Annotated in this window: 18 protein-coding genes; 11 read left to right on the top strand and 7 right to left on the bottom strand. The window is 29.4% G+C overall.

What is annotated here, in order from left to right:
• Positions 1-76 precede the first annotated feature (76 nt).
• The 3 genes from map to SJY27_RS12490 are packed head-to-tail and all read left to right on the top strand — an operon-like array spanning position 77 to position 2,094.
• Positions 77-880, top strand: a complete 804-nt coding sequence (gene map / locus SJY27_RS12500) for a type I methionyl aminopeptidase (protein WP_397445188.1) — start codon at positions 77-79, stop codon at positions 878-880.
• Positions 881-934: 54 nt separating this feature from the next.
• Entirely contained in the window at positions 935-1,309 is a 375-nt protein-coding gene (locus SJY27_RS12495) for a GxxExxY protein (protein WP_397445186.1), read from the top strand.
• A 14-nt stretch (positions 1,310-1,323) separates the two neighbouring features.
• On the top strand, positions 1,324-2,094 hold the full coding sequence (locus SJY27_RS12490) for a class I SAM-dependent methyltransferase (RefSeq protein ID WP_397445185.1): 771 nt from the start codon (positions 1,324-1,326) through the stop codon (positions 2,092-2,094).
• Here SJY27_RS12490 and SJY27_RS12485 read toward each other — a convergent pair whose 3' ends face one another.
• The 3 genes from SJY27_RS12485 to SJY27_RS12475 form a co-directional block, all read right to left on the bottom strand.
• Positions 2,095-3,417 (bottom strand): hypothetical protein, encoded by a 1,323-nt coding sequence (locus SJY27_RS12485; protein WP_397445184.1) that lies wholly within the window; start codon positions 3,415-3,417, stop codon positions 2,095-2,097.
• A gap of 338 nt (positions 3,418-3,755) precedes the next feature.
• Entirely contained in the window at positions 3,756-4,181 is a 426-nt protein-coding gene (locus SJY27_RS12480) for a hypothetical protein (RefSeq protein WP_397445182.1), read from the bottom strand.
• Positions 4,182-4,215: 34 nt separating this feature from the next.
• Positions 4,216-5,241 carry an FAD:protein FMN transferase gene (locus SJY27_RS12475; RefSeq protein WP_397445181.1) on the bottom strand — a complete coding sequence of 342 codons (1,026 nt, stop codon included), beginning with the start codon at positions 5,239-5,241 and terminating at the stop codon, positions 4,216-4,218.
• A gap of 71 nt (positions 5,242-5,312) precedes the next feature.
• Here SJY27_RS12475 and SJY27_RS12470 point away from each other — a divergent pair, with 71 nt between their 5' ends.
• Entirely contained in the window at positions 5,313-6,161 is an 849-nt protein-coding gene (locus tag SJY27_RS12470) for a flagellar motor protein MotB (protein ID WP_397445179.1), read from the top strand.
• 167 nt (positions 6,162-6,328) lie between these two features.
• On the top strand, positions 6,329-6,916 hold the full coding sequence (locus SJY27_RS12465) for a PepSY domain-containing protein (protein ID WP_397445178.1): 588 nt from the start codon (positions 6,329-6,331) through the stop codon (positions 6,914-6,916).
• A gap of 18 nt (positions 6,917-6,934) precedes the next feature.
• Here SJY27_RS12465 and SJY27_RS12460 read toward each other — a convergent pair whose 3' ends face one another.
• The 4 genes from SJY27_RS12460 to SJY27_RS12445 all read right to left on the bottom strand — a co-directional run bounded on the left by SJY27_RS12460 (position 6,935) and on the right by SJY27_RS12445 (position 11,083).
• A complete protein-coding gene (locus tag SJY27_RS12460) occupies positions 6,935-7,300 on the bottom strand; it encodes a Na(+)-translocating NADH-quinone reductase subunit F (RefSeq protein ID WP_397445177.1) in 366 nt (121 codons plus the stop codon).
• A gap of 126 nt (positions 7,301-7,426) precedes the next feature.
• Positions 7,427-8,779 carry a DEAD/DEAH box helicase gene (locus SJY27_RS12455; RefSeq protein ID WP_397445176.1) on the bottom strand — a complete coding sequence of 451 codons (1,353 nt, stop codon included), beginning with the start codon at positions 8,777-8,779 and terminating at the stop codon, positions 7,427-7,429.
• Positions 8,780-8,843: 64 nt separating this feature from the next.
• Positions 8,844-10,337, bottom strand: a complete 1,494-nt coding sequence (locus tag SJY27_RS12450) for a histidine kinase (protein ID WP_397445175.1) — start codon at positions 10,335-10,337, stop codon at positions 8,844-8,846.
• A gap of 5 nt (positions 10,338-10,342) precedes the next feature.
• Positions 10,343-11,083: a LytR/AlgR family response regulator transcription factor gene (locus SJY27_RS12445; protein WP_397445174.1), complete on the bottom strand. Its 741-nt coding sequence runs from the start codon at positions 11,081-11,083 to the stop codon at positions 10,343-10,345.
• A gap of 228 nt (positions 11,084-11,311) precedes the next feature.
• Between SJY27_RS12445 and SJY27_RS12440 the strand changes: the two genes are divergently transcribed.
• The 6 genes from SJY27_RS12440 (at position 11,312) to SJY27_RS12415 (ending at position 19,619) form a co-directional block, all read left to right on the top strand.
• Positions 11,312-11,464, top strand: coding sequence for a hypothetical protein (locus SJY27_RS12440; protein ID WP_397445173.1), 153 nt, complete (start codon positions 11,312-11,314; stop codon positions 11,462-11,464).
• 18 nt (positions 11,465-11,482) lie between these two features.
• Complete coding sequence (locus SJY27_RS12435) at positions 11,483-14,404, top strand: T9SS type A sorting domain-containing protein (protein ID WP_397445172.1); 2,922 nt, start codon at positions 11,483-11,485, stop codon at positions 14,402-14,404.
• Between the two features lie 64 nt (positions 14,405-14,468).
• Entirely contained in the window at positions 14,469-15,233 is a 765-nt protein-coding gene (locus tag SJY27_RS12430) for a TatD family hydrolase (protein ID WP_397445170.1), read from the top strand.
• On the top strand, positions 15,233-15,727 hold the full coding sequence (locus tag SJY27_RS12425; RefSeq protein ID WP_397445169.1) for a methylated-DNA--[protein]-cysteine S-methyltransferase: 495 nt from the start codon (positions 15,233-15,235) through the stop codon (positions 15,725-15,727). Before SJY27_RS12430 ends, SJY27_RS12425 begins: the two co-directional genes overlap by 1 nt.
• Before the next feature lie 58 nt (positions 15,728-15,785).
• Positions 15,786-19,163 carry a hypothetical protein gene (locus tag SJY27_RS12420; protein ID WP_397445168.1) on the top strand — a complete coding sequence of 1,126 codons (3,378 nt, stop codon included), beginning with the start codon at positions 15,786-15,788 and terminating at the stop codon, positions 19,161-19,163.
• Positions 19,164-19,232: 69 nt separating this feature from the next.
• Positions 19,233-19,619 carry a hypothetical protein gene (locus SJY27_RS12415; protein ID WP_397445167.1) on the top strand — a complete coding sequence of 129 codons (387 nt, stop codon included), beginning with the start codon at positions 19,233-19,235 and terminating at the stop codon, positions 19,617-19,619.
• The last annotated feature ends 38 nt before the right edge of the window (positions 19,620-19,657 follow it).

Below are 19,657 nucleotides of genomic sequence, written 5' to 3'. Positions count from 1 at the left end.
GTTTTCAATAGTATCCTTCTCTGATTGTAAATAATTCCTAATAAATATAGTAACTTTGCGGTTCAATTTTTTGAAGATGATTAAAATTAAAACCAAAGAAGAGATAGAAATAATGCGCGAAAGTGCATTAGTAGTTTCTAAAACTTTAGGAATGCTTGCTAAAGAAGTAAAACCTGGAGTATCTACTTTATATTTAGACAAACTTGCTGAAGATTTTATACGAGAACAAGGTGCAATTCCAGGTTTTTTAGGCTTATATGATTTTCCGAATACATTATGTATGAGTCCAAATTCTCAAGTAGTGCATGGCATTCCCAATAAAGAACCATTAAAAGAAGGTGATATTATTTCTATAGATTGTGGCGCTTTAAAAAATGGATTTTATGGAGATCATGCTTATACGTTTGCTGTTGGCGAAGTGGATGATGCAATAAAAAAACTATTAGAAGTTACCAAAGCAAGTTTATATGTGGGTATTCGCGAATTTAAAGCAGGCAATAGAGTGGGCGATGTTGGGTTTGCAATTCAGAATTTTACAGAAAAACACGGTTATGGTGTGGTAAGAGAGTTGGTAGGTCATGGTTTAGGACGTAAAATGCATGAAGATCCAGAAATGCCAAATTATGGAAGAAGAGGAAGAGGAAAAAAATTTACAGAAGGTATGGTTGTTGCCATAGAACCCATGACCAATATGGGAACGCATAAAATAAGACAACATGCTGATGGTTGGACAATTACCACTTTAGACAACAAACCTTCTGCCCATTTTGAACATGATGTTGCTATTGTAAATGGTAAACCAGAATTACTATCCACTTTTAAATATGTAAATGAGGCTTTAGGAATTGTTACTGATGAAGAAGATGAGTTTCGTCAGTAAAATAGTTTCTAAAATTTTTAGACACGAATTTCTCTAATTTCACAAATAAAAAAAATGACTAATTTAATATACAAACAAGAATGTTATGATATTGTTGGTGCTTGTATGGAAGTTCATAAAGAATTAGGTAAGGGCTTTTCCGAAATTATTTATGGTGATGCATTAGAAATTGAACTAACCAACAGTGGAATTGAATACAAAAGAGAAGTTAAATTTAATATTACTTATAAAGGAGATTTATTATCTCACTTTTATGTTGCTGATTTTATTATTGATAATAATATAGTTTTAGAAATTAAAGCAATAGAAAACTTAACTAAAAGTCATATAAAACAAACTTTAAATTATTTAGCAGCTTCAAAAACAAAATTAGGGATTTTAGTTAATTTTGGAGAAGATAGTTTAACCTACAAAAGAGTTATTTTGTGAAATTTGTGTAATTAGTGTCTCTATTCAAAACCATCCTAAATACAATACCAAGACCTTTATTAATTAAAGCTAGTTATTTGGTACGCCCAATTATAGCGTTTTTTTTAAAGGGTGATAAATTTACAGACCCAATAGATGGCAAAAGTTTTCGTAAATTTTTACCTTATGGCTATGGTAAACAACGTGAAAACGCACTTTCTCCATCAACACTATCTTTAGAAAGACACAGATTAATGTGGTTGTTTTTAAATGATGAAACCAATTTTTTTACATCAACCAAAAAATTAAAAACCTTACATATTGCACCTGAGCAATGTTTCTTAGATATTTTTAGAAAACAGAAAAACCTCGATTATATTACATCTGATTTAGAAAGCCCCATTGCAGATGTAAAAGCAGATATTTGCGATTTACCTTTCAAAGAAAACGAGTTTGATGTGGTGTTCTGCAATCACGTTTTAGAGCACATTCCTGATGATACAAAAGCGATGCAAGAATTGTTTAGAGTCTTAAAAAAAGGCGGATTTGGTATATTTCAAATTCCACAAGACCTATCAAGAACTACAACTTTTGAAGACGATTCTATTACAGATAAACAAGAACGTGCCAGAATTTTTGGACAATATGACCACGTAAGAGTTTACGGACAAGATTATTTTGATAAACTGAGAGCTATTGGTTTTACAGTTGATGAAATTGATTATACAAAAAAAATCGCTCCAGAAAAACTAGAACGATTTTGTTTAATGCAAGGCGAAATTCTGCCTGTTTGTTATAAAAAATAATTATTTTTTCTTAGAAAAACTTTTTAAAAAAATTGACATTTTTTCTAGTTTCTCATCTCTTAAAATAATTATTCCATCTTTTGTAATCTGATAATTACCATTCTTTATTTTTCTTACTTTTGATGTACCTGAGTATTTTTCAAACTCATCATTAGCAGGATTAACTTTTGTACCATTTTGATTTACCCATACTGTTTGTTCCCCTTGAATAGCTTGGTATTTATTATCATAAAAATGTCCAAAATACTGATAACTAGATGAAACATCTAAAAAACGCCCATCTAAAGAACATAAAAACCCTTTTAACTGATATCCTTCTACAGCATATAAAGGGTGAACACCACCACCTAAATGCCCCCCAAACCTATACCAAACTTTATCAATCTTAACCTCGTTTTCGTTTTTATACTTATCAATAACTTCTAGTCTTTTAAGATTTTTTAAGGCTAATTGTAGGTTTCCTATCTTATTGATTTTTCTTAATTTTAAATCATAAATAAAAGTTGAATGACTATTATTTGGGTAGGTTACCAATTGTCCATTTGCTCTAGGTAGCATTACTTTACCATAATGGGTAGACAGCATATTAAAATCTGAAATATTAGGTATTTTAAAACCAATTTTATCAACGGTATTAAAACTATACAACTTTGTTGGTTCCTCTTTCTGATCCTTAAATATTATAAATCCATCAAAAGTAATCGCATCCTTGTATTCATTTGCATTAATCAATATTTCACCTAAATCATTTATAGCTCCAAAAAAACCATTTTTGGTAAATAAGGCTACATTATTTTTATTAAACTTATAAATACTGTCTACGTCAATAGAAAGCGCATTCGATTTAGTTTGCCAAACATTTTTTAGAGAATCTATCCTTCTTAATTCCTTTTCCTTTTTTAGACGCTCTTGTTTTATTTTTTCTAATTTATTTTTTACCTTTTGAATGTTTTCTTCAATAACTACAAAAGTATTCGTATTTTCTGTATACTCTTCTAATTTTTTGTTGGTTGCCAGTTTAAAATATTGACTAGAATAAAACTTTGCTTTTTCTAAAAAATCTAATTGATCATTTAAATCGGGTTGTTTATGGTGGACTTCGTAATAAACAGAGGCACCTAAGGAAGCCACTTTTCTATCAACTATACTATCAGTATACTTCATTGCTTTTTGAAAGTTCAACAATGCTGTAGTAAAATCTACACTAGACTCTATAGCGTCTTTTGCTCTTCTTATGTACACATTTGCAATATCTGCATTAGATTGTGCTTCTGTTACAACAAATACCAACAAACAAATTACAGTAAGGTATATTTTTTTCATAGCTATGGTTATTAAAAGTGCGCAAGATACTAAATAGCAACATTTATATAAAAGTAAAAGCTATAAAATTCTTATATAAAACCAATACAAACAAGCTATTGTAAAGTTTAATTAGTTTTATTTAAAAGATAATATACAATATAACGAACAAATTTTCGCTATTTTTTTTTGGTTTCGTTATTGTTTAATAATTCATTTTGGTAATTGACAAACGAGGAGAGGTAAAGATGAAGATAAGTTTGTTTATAAAGTATTTAAAACAAATATTTATCAATAACGTTTTAGTAGAATTTCAAAAAGATAGGCTTGATCTAAAACAATACAAAAAGCTATTTTAATTAAAATTTAGCCATACCTCTTCTTCTTAATTTATATTGTAATTGTTTAAGTTTTTTTCTCGACAATGTATATAGCTCAACATTTAGTTTATAATCACTAGTATGTTTATTGGTGGCTAACAAAAAATACTGCTTTGAATAAAGGTTAGACCGTTCTAAAAACTTTATCTGCCTTTGAATTGTATTTTGTTTATGATGTATTTCAAAATAAGTTCTAGCGCCTAAACTAGCAATATTTTTATCTTTAATAACGCCTAATAATTTTACAGCTTTATTAAAATTTATTAATGCTTCAGAGTAATCGATGCTTTTTTCTATTGCTCTATTTGCTTTCCTAATATAGCTATAGGCCAATTTTGTATTGGTTTGTGCACTTAACTGCAACATCCCCAAAATAAATATTACTATGGTTATATTTTTTTTCATATTCAGTATTTCTAAACTCATAAAAAGAAGTAAATTAATAGGTAGAAAACTCTACTAAAGACCCGTCTGCATCAGCATAAATTAAAATTACTTTTATATCTTGTTTTGTTTGTAAAAATAATTTTGTTTTTTCTAATCCCATGGCCATAAAAGCTGTTGCATATGCATCTACATCTGCACAATCTAAGTTACCAATTACAGACGCACTCAGTAAATTACTCTCTGTTGCTAACCCTGTTTTTGGGTTAATGGTATGCACATATTTTTTACCATCTTCAGTAATTCTAAATTTTCTGTAGTTACCAGAAGTTGCCATTGATTTATTAGATAAATCAATTACTTTAAAACCATCATTATCATAGGCTTTTACTGGGTTTACCAATTTTATTAACCAAGGTTTATCATTTTCTTTTGTTCCTTTTGCTCTAATTTCTCCACCTATTTCTATCAAATAATTATCTATTTTTTTAGCATCTAAAAAACGAGCAACAATATCAATTGCTAAACCTTTGGCTATAGAATTAAAATCTAAATATACTTTTGGATGTTCTTTTATAATTTTGTTTTCTTTAAGTATAACTTTATTCAAGCCCACAAATTGCATGTAATCTTCAATTTCTGTTTTGTTAAGATTTTTTTTCTCGTTTTTAGGCCCAAATCCATAAGCATTTACCAAATTCCCCACAGTTGGGTCAAAATAACCATTTGTTTCTTTATAAATTCGTTTTGATTTTTGCATCACTTCTTTAAAAACAGCATCAATGGCCACTCCTTTTTCTCCTTTATTGATCTTTGAAATCGCCGAATTTGGAATATAAGTAGATACTGAATTGTTAATCTTTAAAAATAAACTATCTAAAGATTTCTGGTAGTTTTGAGTTGCATTTAAATATGTAATTTTATACGATGTTCCAAAAACACCTCCTCGCAACACAAAATCTTGTTTTGGTATTTTTTGTTTACAGTTTGTAAATACAAGTAGTATTAAGCAAAAGTGTATAATTTGTGTAGTTTTCATTTGATGAAATATTTCTACAAAAATAGTATATAAAATTTTCACAAAATCTGGTTTAAGGCATTTATTATCTCTCGATTTTGTTAAATTTGTAACCTAAATTTAATATTTAAATTATGAAAAAAATAACAGCACTAGTAGTATTGTCTGTAATGTTAATAAGCTCTTGCGTATCTAAAAAACAATATGCAGAACTTGAGTTAAGTAATGCTAAAACCAAAGATGAATTGGTAAAAGTTGAAACGAATTTGCAAAAACTGTTGATTGAAAAAGAGAAAAAATCTACTGAAGTTTCTTCACTTACCAATCAAGTGGCATCTTTAAAAGAAGATAAAAAAAATGCTTTAAAACAGGTTGAAAATTTAACGGTTTTGTCTAAATCTTCATCAGAAGGAATCAATAATGTAATTTCTCAATTAAGCGAAAAAGACAAGTATATTAATGGAATTAGAAGAGCCATGACTCAAAAAGATTCTTTGAATTTGGCAATTAAATACCACTTAACAAAGAATTTAACAGATGGTATACAAGATGAAGATATTACTATAAATGTAGAAAAAACAGTGGTATTTATCTCAATTTCAGATAAACTATTATTTAAAAGCGGTAGCTATAACGTAACTGACAAAGCGTATACAGTGCTAGAAAAAATAGCAAAAGTAATTAAAGGACAACCAGAAATGGAAGTGATGATTGAAGGGCATACAGATTCTACACCAATTAAAAGAAATCTTATTCAAGACAATTGGGATTTATCTGCTTTACGTGCAACTTCAATTACACGTATTTTACAATACAAATATGGTGTACAACCACAACGTTTAATTGCAGCTGGTAGAAGTCAGTACATTCCTTTAGTAGAAAATGATACTAAAGAAAATAAAGCAAAAAACAGAAGAACAAAAATTATTATTATGCCTAAATTAAATCAGTTTTTTGATTTATTAGAGCAAGATGCTGAGTAAGTTTTTCTTTTAGAATGATATTAAAAACCAACTTTGTCAAGTTGGTTTTTTTGTATTTAAAAGTGAAACCCAACTCATTTTTTTAACATTTAATTTACATTAAATAACAAGCATAAACCATATTATTACTGTTTAATTATTGTTGATTTAAAATTGCAAGAAAGTTAATGGCCATTAAAAATAAAAGACAAAAACAGGCAAAATTACTTCGGATTTTTAGAAAAATTCATAGAAAAACAGGCGCTTTACTATTCGTGTTTTTCTTTTTTATATCTATAACCGGACTTCTATTGGGTTGGAAAAAGCATAGTAATGGCATTATTTTATCAAAATCTTATCAAGGAACATCAACCAACCTTAAAGACTGGTTACCAATACATCATTTACATAAAAATGCTTGTAAAATTCTACACGATTCCATATCACCTAAACTCTCATCAAAAATAGATCGAATTGATATCAGAAAAAATAAAGGTATGGTAAAATTTATTTTTGAAGACCATTATTGGAGTATTCAACTTGATGGTGCAACAGGCCAATTATTACATATTGGGCAAAGACGTTCTGATTTTATAGAAAACATTCATGATGGCTCTATACTAGACAAGTATTTTGAAACCACAGATGGACAAATAAAACTAATTTACACCTCTGTAATGGGGCTTGCGCTAATAAGCTTTACTATTACAGGATTTTGGCTTTGGTACGGTCCTAAACGAATGCGAAAAAAAAAGACTGTTAAAAGTGTTGCGTAATTACAATTAAACTAAAACCTACTCCAAAACCTTAACAAAATCATCAAAAGCCACGTAATAAGGTTGATCTTTAAAAACAGGACTTTCTACACTTTCGGCATTAGCAATACCTACACCTGCAAACCAAACTTTGGCATTCTGTTTTTTTGCATGACTGATAAAAGTTTCCATCCAAATAACATCATAGTCATTTGGGTTTTGAAGATTATTCGTTGCTTTTACCAACACAAAAATGGTAGGTTCTCCTTTTTTAAACAATACAAACTGCGGATGTCTTTTTAACTGACTATTTATTGCCTGAAATTCATAGCCCATTTTGGTGAGCTTCTCTCCTACTATATTCATTGCCAAATTATGCAATTCTTGTTTTGTTAAAATCTGCATTGTTTTTTAGTTTCTTTAAATTTCAATTAATCTGTCATTTCGACCTTGTGGAGAAATCTTAATAATTGAGATTTTTCGACTTCATTACATTTCGCTCAAAATGACATTTTAAATACAATTTTACACCTATTTCTTTTTGTTTCTTTTATTGTAATTTTTATCACCTCTTGTTTTAGGCTTCTTATATTTCTTAGCAATTTCTCTACGATACGAACCTCCTAAATTTACTTTACTATTCTTTTCACTCTTTTCATGAAAAGCTGGTCCAGGCACATATTCTTGCCCTGTTCTATTTTTAGATTGTTCTGTATCTTCTCTTGGTCGTTCATCTTCCGTCAACAATTTCGAAATTTCTACCTCTTTTGGAATTTCTAAAAGTGGAATTTTATAATCCATTAAAGTTTCTATTGCTTCTTTTGCTTTTTGCTCTTTTTCTGTGGATAAAAGAATCGTTTTACCCGCTTTTTCTGCTCTACCAGTTCTACCAATTCTATGCATATAGTTTTCAGGAAAATCTGGCGTATCAAAATTAATAACGTGACTCACATTATCAAAATCTAAACCACGAGCCATAACATCTGTAGCTACTAAAATTCGGTTATTACCTTCATCAAATTGACGGATAGATCTAATTCTATAATTCTGTGTTTTGTTAGAATGTATTACACAAGTTTCGCTACCAAACACTTCTTCTAAATGCTTGAATAAATAATCTGCAGTTCTTTTAAACGCAACAAAGATTAAAGCTTTATGATACGTCTGTTTATCCGTTAAAAGATGATTTAACAAATTTACTTTCGTAAAAAAGTTAGGAATATTATAAGAAACCTGCTCTATATTATCTAATGGTGTTCCACTAACTGCAATAGATATTTTCTGCGGATTTTTAAAAAAATCGTAAATCAATGCATCTACATCGTCAGTCATAGTTGCAGAAAACAGCACGTTTTGCCTTCTTTCTGGTAGAATATCAAAAATATTCATCAACTGAAAACGAAAGCCTAAATCTAACATTACATCTACCTCATCAATAACCAATTTTTGGATAGATTTTAGTTTTAAAGCGTTACTTAGACCTAAGTCGTACAAACGTCCAGGAGTTGCCACAATAATATCTTGCCCTTGCAAAATGGCTTGTTTTTGTGTGTTGATATTTGCACCTCCATAAACCCCTAAAACTCTTGTATTGATGTATTTTGATAATTTTTCAATTTCATCTACAACTTGAATTACCAATTCGCGAGTAGGCACTAAAACCAAAACTCTTGGATGCAATTGTTTCGAGAATTTTAAATCGCGTAAAATAGGCATCATATAGGCAAAGGTTTTTCCTGTACCTGTTTGTGCAATTCCCACTACATCTTTGCCAGATCTTACTACAGAAAATGCTTGTTCTTGAATAGGTGTTGGCGTTGAAAAACCCAAATCGTCAATTGCATATTGTAGTTGATTTGATAAATCTAAATCTTTAAAAGTCATTCTCTTAATTTTATGCAAAGATACGTTTTCTTTAAAGCAAGTAATTTAAGATTTTAAAAGTGTTTTAATCGGTAAATAATTTTACAATAACTCTAGTTCCTGATACTAAATCTTCGAAAATTATTTGATGTTTTTGTTTTAAATGATTAGAAAAGATCGCTAATCTTTCTTGTGTAAGTTTTAAACCAATAGATTCTCTTTTTAACATTTTTTGCGCTTTGAATTCTTGCGCTTTTTTTCTTCCTATTCCATTGTCTTCTATTGCAATTTGAATATAATTCGAATCTGTTTTAGTAATAGATAATTGCAATTTTTTCTCTCCTTCTTTTGGTGATAAACCATGCCAAATGGCATTTTCTACAAAGGGTTGTAGAATTAAAGGTGGAATTTTAATTGTTTCTAAATTGATGCTTTTATCAATATTTGTAACAAATTCTATTTCGTTTTTGAATCTTAAATTTTCTATACTAACATAAAGTTCTAATGTGTCTATTTCATCTTGTAAAGACACTTCTTTTTCTCTTGATATGGTTAGTATTTTACGAATAAGTTTTGAGAATTTATTTAAATAATAAACCGCATTTTCTTTGTTATTCTTAATGATATTTATCTTTATAGAATTTAAAGAATTGAAAATGAAATGAGGATTCATTTGACTTTTAAGTGAAGATACTTTGAGCTCTGCAATTTCTTTCTCAAAAGCCAACTCTAATTGTTTAATTTTTTCTTTCTCTGCCTCTTTAATCAAAGAAATATTTTCTTCTGTTTTTAAAGAAACCTCTTTTTCTAACCGCTCGTTAATTGAGCTTTTTAATCTTTCATTTTCTTTATATTGAATAATTAATTTTTCTTGAGATTCGTTGCGTTCTTTTAAAATTAAACCTTGTTTTACCACCAACCCTAATGAGAAAAAAATATTTTCTATAAATACACCTATATAAAAAAGCCACCAAGACTCAAATTTTTCTTTTCCAAAAAATATAGAATTGGTTAGGCCTAAAATTGAAAAAATTGAAAAAGCCAAACTGCCAATAATAATATAATATTTAACAGGTGTTTTCATTTTAAACAAATAAAAATAAATAATAACACTAAGAATGATTAAAGCTGGTACTAATAAAAATAAAAAACCTCTGCGTACTAAAAAATACCCTTGAAATAAAAAATCTAACACAAACAATAAGACCAAAATATATGCTAGATATTTAACAATTTGCTTCATTTTTCTAGCCGTTTTTTCTTCAAATAGAAACAGCCCTCCAAATTCTATAACAAATATCAAATAAGCACTATTGTATAACCATTCTAATGCTGGATGAATAGGAATATAATAAAGACTTTTACCTAAAACATCAAAACTAAAAATAGATATATTAATAATTGTTTGATCTAACAATATTAAAAATACGTAAATAGCATACCACATGTATGCCTTATCTTTGTAGCTAGAATAAAAAAAAATATTTTGTAAAAAAATAACAATCAGAAATCCGATGATAAAAACTGAAAAAATACCTAACGGATTTATTTCAAAATATTTACTAATTGCTTCTAGCATTTTTTCTATAAATTTTGCATTGCTTCTAAAATAACCATTCTATTAGGCTTAGAAACTGGTATGGTTTTGGTGTTTTCGAGAATTAAATAATATCCTTCATTTTTCACATACTCTTTCACAAAATTCATATTTACTAAATAAGATTGGTGTACTCTAACGATATCCTCTGTATTTAACAATTCGTAAACGTCTTTAATTTTTTTTGAATACAAATAACTGGTACCATCTAAAAGAAAAAGAGTGGTATAATTACCATCTGATTTACAATACACCACCTCTTCAATATTTAAAAAAACGACCTTTCCACTTAAAGGAATGGCTATTTTTTTGTTTTTTTTTTCGATTGTAGGCAATAAATCCTTTACAGAAAAACCAAGTTGTTTGTTTAATTTATTCTTTTTTATTTTCTCTACTACCTGTATCAAATCGTCATTATCTATTGGTTTTAGTAGATAATCTATTGCATTTTCTTTAAAAGCTTTTAAAGCGTAATTATCATAAGCTGTGGTTATTACCAAATCAAAATCACGATACTTTAAATGAGATAATAGCTGAAAACCATCAATTTTTGGCATTTCTATATCTAAAAAAACACAATCTGGTTTTAAATAATTTACGGCTGATATGGCTTCTTCAGGATTGGTAAATGAATCTACAATCTTAATATCTTTACAAAACATATTAATTTCCCAGGTCAAACTCTCTATGGCATCTTGTTCATCATCAATTATAATGGCGGTTATCATGCTAATTTTTTATTATAAAGTACATAAATAAGTTACAAATTTAATCTAAGAATCGATAATAGCAGTGTCTATTTCATATTCAACAACAATGAGTATATATCTGAAAAATAAAAATCAATTTGCCAGATATACAATCAAAGTTAATAAAAATACAAAAGATTCATCAAAAAATATATTGGCAGATTTTAAAAATGTGCAATGCTATTAACTTTACCCAAAACTTAAAACATGGAAAATAAAAAAATCACTAGAAAAGAAGCACTTAAAAAAATCGAAAAACATGGTAAATACATGGCTTTAACAGCCCTAAGCACTTACCTAATTTTACAACCTAAACAAGCGCAAGCTGCCAGTCCTGCTGCCCCAGGAACTGGATTTTAATATTAAAAATTAATGATTATGAAAAAAATACTACTTATTTACGCACTATTATTTTCTGCTGGCTTTTTTGCGCAGAATTGGGGAGAGCAGATTTTAACACAACCTAATGTGGCAACTGGAAATGCCTTTGGATATACTGTATCTATAGATGGTAATTATGCTGTAATTGGTTCTCCTGGCGAAAACCAAATAACAGGTAGTGCACACGTATACAAAAGAGATGCCAATGGTAATTGGAATTACCTACAGAAATTAACAGCATATGTTGGTCAAGCTATTGATGAATATTTTGGAAGTTCAGTAAAAATTCAAGGAGATTACATTTTTATAAGTTCTCCAACCGATCGTTTAAATGAAGAACGATTTGAAATCCCTGCAGGATCTGTATTCATCTATAAAAATAATGGTGCAGATAATTTTATAGGACACCAACGACTTAGAGCTTCTGATGCTTCACATGGTGATTATTTTGGCCATTCAATAGATGTTAGTGACGATTTTCTTATTGCTGGGGCTATTTTTGAAGACCAAGACCAAAATGGTTTAAATACTATTTCAGCAGCTGGCTCTGCTTATATCTTTAAAAAAGGAGTAGATAATATGTGGTCTCAAGTTCAAAAAATTGTACCAAGCATAAGAGGAAGGAGTGATTATTTCGGAACAACTGTTGCCATTGATGGTAACTTTTTAATTGTTTATAGTAATGATAGAACTGACGAAAACAACCTTAATAATGCAGCTTATGGTTCTGTTTTTATCTTTAAAAAAGACAATGGTTTAAATACTTGGACAGAAATACAAAAGTTAAAAACAGGAAATTACACTATGTATTCCGATATTGATATATCTGGTAATTATATTGCTATTGGTGCAAATAACGAGGTTTTTGACGATGGTAAAAGGTATAATGGGTACACCTATATTTATAAGAAAAGTGATGTAAATGATACTTGGTCTGAAAATCAAATTGTAAGAATGGCCAATAGTAATGAATTTGGAAAGGCAATCTCTATGGATAGTGATTTCTTGTTGATTTCAGATCCTTATGAAACTGTCAGAAATAATGGTGCCAATGTTTCTGAAGTGGGTAAATCATATTTATATAAAAGAGCTATAGATAATAGCTACGAGTTAAAAGAAACTGTTGTAGCTTCTGAAGCACAATCATATAGCCATATTGGAACAGGTACATTTAATAGTGAAAATGCAAACTATGCTACTTCTATTTCTGGTAATTATTTTATGTTGGGAGCTCCTTACTATGATAGAGAAGTTGCTGGTGTAACGTATTTAACATCTGGGGCTGTATTTGCTTCAAACAACATCAATAATGTATTATCGGAAGACATTGTTTGGACAGGTAATGAAAGTAATGATTGGAACGACCCTTTAAACTGGTTTTCAAATACAGTTCCTCAATCTACAAATGATGTAATTTTAGAAAATGTTGCCAACGCACCAAATATTGCAAATGGTCAAAACCACACCATTAATAATTTAACATCATTCGAAAATTTAACTATAGAAACCAATGCTAGTTTAACAGTTCAAGGAAATATAGACCAAAGAGCACAAATCACTGTAAACTCAGCTATTGATTCAAATGGAAGTCTAATTGTAAATGGTAATCAAACCAATCCAAATCCATCTAACACAACATACAATAGATATATTTCAGGAAACGGAAATGCTTGGCACCTTATCACCAGCCCCATTTCAAATGTTGATATCGATAATTTTGCAGCAAATGAACCGTTAACCAATGGTCAAGGAAACAATAGAGGACTAAGTTGGTATAATAATATCAATCAAACATGGGAGTATTATCAAGCTGACGCTGTTGGTTCTGGAAACTTTCCAAGTGGAAAAGGTTATGCTATAAATACTTCTGCCAATACAACTCTAGAATTTACAGGAATATTAAATGCTAGTGTTCTTGAAAACTATCCTATTACTGTAAACGGAAATGGCTGGAATTTAGTTGGGAATCCATATGCAGCATTTTTATATGCCAATGCTAATGCCAATGCAACAAACTTTTTAACCACTAATGTTGGTCAATTAGACCCTATTGCAGCAAATGTTTATGTTTGGAATCCTACGTTATCATCATATGAAACCATAGGAAATGGTGATGAAGCCAAATACTTAGCTCCTGGACAAGCATTTTTCATCAAATCGAAAGCTGGTGGAGGAACTATAGATATTGATAAAAGTATGCAAACACATAGAGCAGAAAATCTATTTTTTAAAAGCAGCCCTACTCAAAAAATGGTATTAGAGTTAAAAAATGGTGAAAAAATTTCGAGATCTACTATTGCTTTTAAAAAAGGCATGCGTAATGATTTAGATATTAGCTATGATGCAGCCGTTTTTTCTGGAGTAGCAACTAATTTTTCACTCTATACACAACTGTTAGAAAACTATGAAAACACCAAATTTGCAGTGCAATTTTTACCTGAATTAAAAGATGATACTGTAATCATTCCTCTTGGAATTTTGCTAAACGAAGAAAAAGAACTAACCTTAAAACTACATGAATCTAGCATAGACAATGGATACAAGGTATATTTAGAGGACAGATTACTAAATATCTTTAGAGAATTATCTCCTGAAGATTCCTACACATTTAACCATAATTTACAATCGAATGGTTTAGGCAGATTTTATGTTCATGTACAAAATGGTGCTTTAAATGTAGAGACAGCCTTTGTAAAATCTTTTCAAGCTTACAAAGTTGATCAGTCTACAATAAAAGTACAGGGCATTCAAAACGGAGCCCTAACTATCTACGATATCACTGGCAAACAGATCCTCAGAAGCCTAAAAATTAACCAAATCAATCAAACCGTAAAACTACCTAAAATCTCCTCAGGAGTATACATTCTTCAAATTGAAGAAATCAATGGGGGTAAACTAACTAAAAAAATGATATTTTAGTTTTTATCTGTTTTATTAAAGAAGTTTAAATCATTAGTTTTGTTGAAATTTCTCAACAAAACTAATGATTACAGATACCCATACCCATTTATATTCAAGTCAGTTTGATGATGACAGACAAGAAATGATGCAACGTGCAAAAGAAGCTGGTGTTTCCCGTTTTTTTATTCCTGCCATAGATTCAACCTACACAGAACGTATGATGTCTTTAGAAAAAGAATTTCCTAATGATATTTTTTTGATGATGGGGTTGCATCCAACTTCTGTAAAAGAAAATTATAAAGATGAATTGGCTCACGTTAAAGAGTGGATTGATAAAAAAAACTTCTATGCTATTGGAGAAATTGGCATTGATTTGTATTGGGACAAGTCTTTTTTAACACAACAACAAGAAGCATTTAAAACGCAAATACAATGGGCAAAGGAGAAAAAATTACCTATTGTAATTCATTGTAGAGAAGCTTTCGATGAAATATTTGAAGTTTTAGAAACTGAGAAAGGTGATGATTTATTTGGAATTTTCCACTGTTTTACGGGTACTTTAGAACAAGCAAAGAAAGCCATTTCTTACAATATGAAATTAGGAATTGGTGGTGTTGCTACGTTTAAAAATGGTAAAATTGATAAATTTTTAAAAGAAATAGATTTAACACATATTGTTTTAGAGACTGATGCCCCTTATTTAGCGCCAACTCCATACAGAGGAAAAAGAAACGAAAGTTCTTATATCACCAATGTAATTGATAAATTAGTTGATATTTATGGAATTTCTTTCGATGAAATCGCTAAAATTACCACTCAGAACTCTAAAGACATTTTTGGAGTATAATGCAAGAGACTCAAATCACATACTATAAAACACCTATAGGCATTGCAAAAATTACGGGTGATAAAAACGGAATTCAATCTGTGTCTGTTTTAGATGATGATGTTGTTGCTGCAGAATTATTAAACCAAACTGTTCCTTTTTGTTTGCAAGATTGCGTAATACAATTAGAAGAATATTTTAAAGGAAAAAGAGCTAGTTTTGGGTTAACTGTAAACCCAAAAGGTACACCATTTCAAATAAAAGTATGGAAATCGTTACTGAAAATTCCTTACGGAAAAACAAAAAGTTATTTAGAGCAAAGTAAAACTTTAGGAGACACAAAAGCAATAAGAGCAGTTGCTACTGCAAATGGTAAAAACCCACTTTGGATTATTATTCCTTGTCATAGAGTTATTGGTTCTGATGGTTCATTAACAGGTTATGCAGGTGGTATTTGGCGTAAAAAATGGTTATTAGCGCACGAAAACCCTGTAAAACAACAATCTCTTTTTTAATTTAGCCCCTCTTAATACATAAAAAACATATTTTTACGTTAAGTACATATTGTTTTGTATGCTTAGAAAATATCTTCTTTTTTTACTTTTATGTATTGGATTCTCAATCCAATCGCAAACAATATCTACAGATTTTAGAAAGAAGATCATTAAAGTTCAACAAGATACTATTCAGCTTGATTCTGTAGCTATTAATTCACAAAAATTTAAAGTTTTAGATATTCGAAATATTGAAATTGCTTCAGCTGAATATCAAGTAGATTTTAGCAAAGCCTTATTGATTATCAACTCAAAAAAACATAAAAAAATTACTGTTGAGTATTTTAGGTTTCCAGATTTTATCACCAAAACTTATAGTCCTTTTGATGATAAACTCATTCTACAAAACAACACTACAGGTGGCACCTTATACAGCTTAACCACCAATAAAAAAGCCGCTGATATTCAACTTTTTGAGGGGTTAAAAACCAATGGTTTCTTAGTTAGAGGACTAACTTCTGGTAACAATCAAAATGCAGTAACCAACTCTTCTTTAGATCTAGAAATTTCTGGTAAGCTTTCTAAAAACGTAACCCTAAGAGCTAATATTTTTGACACCAATATTCCTATTCAAGATAATGGAATTTCTCAAAACCTAACCGATTTTGATCGTATTTTTATAGAAATGTATACTGATAATTGGCGGGTAAAAGCAGGAGATTTATCACTTAAAAACAACGAAACCATTTTCTTTCCGTTTGCAAAACAAGTTTCTGGTTTAGAAGTAGAAGCTAATGTAAACGATAATTTAAAAGTGGCTGCTTCTGGTGCTGTTGTTCGTGGTAAATTTAACACCTATACATTTACAGCAATTGAAGGAAACCAAGGGCCTTACAAAATTTATGGAGCAAATAACGAAGCTGTAATTCTAATGATAGAGGGTGCAGAACAAGTTTATGTAAATGGCAATCAAATAAAAAGAGGAGAAAACGAAGATTATACCATCAATTACAATTTGGGTGAAATTACCTTTAATACCACTTTCCCTATTACAAATGATATGCGAATTTGGATAGATTTTCAGTACGCAGAACGAAATTATACACGTTTTATTACTTATGATAAAGCCGAATATAAAGGTGAAAAATTTAATATTGCTGGTTATTTTTATTCCGAAAATGATGCAAAAAATCAACCTTTACAACAAAGTTTATCTACAGAACAGCAAGAAATTTTGGTAAATGCAGGCAACAACCAAGATGCTATGTTTTCTGAAAGTGCCTTTTTAGATGCTTTTGACGAAAACAAAATTTTGTATAAAAAAGTCAACAATGTAAATGAAGATTATTTTGAGTATTCTACTAATAAAGATGACCAATTATACACAGTCACCTTTACAAATGTTGGTACAAATCAAGGTGATTATGTTTTAGATGATACCATAGCTATTGGTAATATCTTTGCTTATGTTGGGCAAAATCAAGGTGATTATAGTCCTGTGATACGCTTAATTGCGCCCACAAAATCACAATTATTTATTGTAAAATCGGCATTAAATACTGGTAAAAAAACAGTTTTAGATGCAGAGCTTGCTATGAGCAATAGAGATCAAAACTTATTTTCTACTATTGATAATAATAAAAATGTTGCTTTGGCTGCAAAAGTAAATTGGCAACAAACTTATATAGATAAAGACTGGAAATTATCTACAAAAGTAAGTCATGAATATGCACAACAAAACTTCTTTTCAGAACAAGGTTATGAACCTGTTGAGTTTAATAGAGATTGGAATATTTTAACCAATAATGCCACAAAAAATTTCTTTCAATCTGAAGTAAACTTAACCAATAATAAAGAAGATTTTGTGTTATATCGTTTTAATAATTTAAGGTATGATAATAGTTTTCGCGGAACAAAACACGAACTAAAATCTAAAATAAACACTCATAAAACTACCTTTTTTATTGATGGTAGCTATTTAGCCAACACCTCAAACATTGAAGATAATTTCTTTTTTAGAGCCAAAATAAAAGCAGAACATTATTTAAAAAAGTCGTGGTTTGGAGCGCAAATCAACTTTGAAACAAACTCTAGAAAAAACGCAATTACAGATCAATTTATCAACACCAGTCATCGTTTTAAGGATTATGAAGGCTATTTTGGTATTGGTGATTCTACTAAAATCTTTGCTAAGTTTGGTATAAATTATAGAAATAACGACAGTATTAAATCAAACCAATTTCAGGAAATCAATAATCGTAAAACCATTTACATCAATAGCAAACTCATTCAAAATACAACCACTAATTTAAGTGTATTTGCCAATTATAGAATCACTCAAAATAATTTTACTGCAGATGAAAAAGCGTTGAATTCTCGCATAATTTTCAATCAAAAACTATTCAATAATTTCATAAATCTTAATACCGTTTATGAGACTTCTTCAGGAAATGTGGCACGCCAAGATTTTGTTTATGTGCAAACGGAACCTGGATTGGGTTTTTATACGTGGATCGATTATAATGAAGATGGTATCAAAGATTTTAACGAATTCGAAATTGCACTTTTTCAAGATCAAGCCAATTATTTACGTTTGCCCAAACCCAACTTAACCTTTATTGCTACGCAACGTGCAAAATGGAATCAATCCATCACAATAAACCCAAAAATTTGGTCGCAGCAAAAAGGCTTTAAAAAATTCTTGTCGCATTTTTACAATCAAAGTTTTTTATCTGTAGATAACGAACAAGAGAGAAGTGAAAATTCATTTCAACTCAATCCTTTTAACATTAATGATAATGCCTTAATCAGTTTGAATTTAAACGTTAGAAATAGTTTGTACTACAACAAAGATTTACAAAAACATAGTATAACGTTTACCTATGGAAACTCGCAAATAAAACAACAGTATTTTATTGGTAACCAAGAAAATAACATTAACATCCATCAATTAGATTATGCGCACAAATTTGCAGATTTCTGGTTGTTTAATGTTATGGGAAAAACCTCTAAAAATAGTTTAGAAACCGAAAACTTAATCAATAGAAATTTTGAAATTAATGCTTCTGAAATTCAACCAAAAATTAGTTTTTTGTACAATAAGAATCATCGATTTTCTACTTTTTATCACTATAAAAATAAAGAAAATCAATTGCAAGATTATGAAATTTTAAAGCAGCAAAAATTTGGAGTTGAATACTTTTTTATTGGAAAAACAAAAAATCAAATATCTGCTAATGTAAATGTATTTTTAAATGATTTTACAGGAGATACAAATACACCAGTTTCTTATCAAATGTTAGAAGGTTTACAAGCAGGCACAAATTACACATGGAATTGCATTTTCAATAGAAAGTTAAATTCGTTTTTAAATTTAAATGTAAGTTATTTAGGTAGAAAAAGTGAAAATTCGAGAGCAATACATACTGGTAGTGTGCAATTAAGAGCTAATTTTTAATTTGTTAAAGTTTGCTCTTGGTAACATTTATAACACTTATTTGTTAAAAAAAATCTTTACTTTGCAGTAATGGCAAAATTAACATCCATATTGTTGGCTCATTTGATTCTACTGCAGAGTCTAAATGTTAATTTAGATTCTTTTTCAAAGTTAACAGTGTTGTTAGAACATGCCAAATTTCATCAAGAAAAATATGGGGATACTTTTTTTGAGTTTCTATCAGAACATTATGGTTCAAATGAATTTAAAGCAACCAAACACAAAGAACATAAAGATTTACCTTTTAAACAAAATGCCCAAAATTACAATCAATTACCAACTGTTTTTGCATTAAACACCTCATTATTTGCCTTAAAACCGAATATTGTAATTCAAATTCAACAAAATTATTACTATAAAGAATCGCATTCTTTATTTGAAAAACCTTCTGTTTTTCAACCTCCTCAATTGTCATAATTCCATAATCAATTTTAATCCTGTTTACTATAAATAGG

The organism is Polaribacter sp. R77954 (assembly GCF_044595335.1).
GTDB lineage: Bacteria > Bacteroidota > Bacteroidia > Flavobacteriales > Flavobacteriaceae > Polaribacter.
This window is presented reverse-complemented; position numbering and strand designations above follow the sequence as displayed.

Excerpts from the sequence above, each read along its gene's own strand:
- map (WP_397445188.1), top strand. The coding sequence starts at position 77 with ATGATTAAAATTAAAACCAAAGAAGAGATAGAAATAATGCGCGAAAGT.
- SJY27_RS12495 (WP_397445186.1), top strand. The coding sequence starts at position 935 with ATGACTAATTTAATATACAAACAAGAATGTTATGATATTGTTGGTGCT.
- SJY27_RS12485 (WP_397445184.1), bottom strand. The coding sequence starts at position 3,417 with ATGAAAAAAATATACCTTACTGTAATTTGTTTGTTGGTATTTGTTGTA.
- SJY27_RS12480 (WP_397445182.1), bottom strand. The coding sequence starts at position 4,181 with ATGAAAAAAAATATAACCATAGTAATATTTATTTTGGGGATGTTGCAG.
- SJY27_RS12470 (WP_397445179.1), top strand. The coding sequence starts at position 5,313 with ATGAAAAAAATAACAGCACTAGTAGTATTGTCTGTAATGTTAATAAGC.
- SJY27_RS12465 (WP_397445178.1), top strand. The coding sequence starts at position 6,329 with ATGGCCATTAAAAATAAAAGACAAAAACAGGCAAAATTACTTCGGATT.
- SJY27_RS12460 (WP_397445177.1), bottom strand. The coding sequence starts at position 7,300 with ATGCAGATTTTAACAAAACAAGAATTGCATAATTTGGCAATGAATATA.
- SJY27_RS12455 (WP_397445176.1), bottom strand. The coding sequence starts at position 8,779 with ATGACTTTTAAAGATTTAGATTTATCAAATCAACTACAATATGCAATT.
- SJY27_RS12450 (WP_397445175.1), bottom strand. The coding sequence starts at position 10,337 with ATGCTAGAAGCAATTAGTAAATATTTTGAAATAAATCCGTTAGGTATT.
- SJY27_RS12445 (WP_397445174.1), bottom strand. The coding sequence starts at position 11,083 with ATGATAACCGCCATTATAATTGATGATGAACAAGATGCCATAGAGAGT.
- SJY27_RS12440 (WP_397445173.1), top strand. The coding sequence starts at position 11,312 with ATGGAAAATAAAAAAATCACTAGAAAAGAAGCACTTAAAAAAATCGAA.
- SJY27_RS12435 (WP_397445172.1), top strand. The coding sequence starts at position 11,483 with ATGAAAAAAATACTACTTATTTACGCACTATTATTTTCTGCTGGCTTT.
- SJY27_RS12430 (WP_397445170.1), top strand. The coding sequence starts at position 14,469 with ATGATTACAGATACCCATACCCATTTATATTCAAGTCAGTTTGATGAT.
- SJY27_RS12425 (WP_397445169.1), top strand. The coding sequence starts at position 15,233 with ATGCAAGAGACTCAAATCACATACTATAAAACACCTATAGGCATTGCA.
- SJY27_RS12420 (WP_397445168.1), top strand. The coding sequence starts at position 15,786 with ATGCTTAGAAAATATCTTCTTTTTTTACTTTTATGTATTGGATTCTCA.
- SJY27_RS12415 (WP_397445167.1), top strand. The coding sequence starts at position 19,233 with ATGGCAAAATTAACATCCATATTGTTGGCTCATTTGATTCTACTGCAG.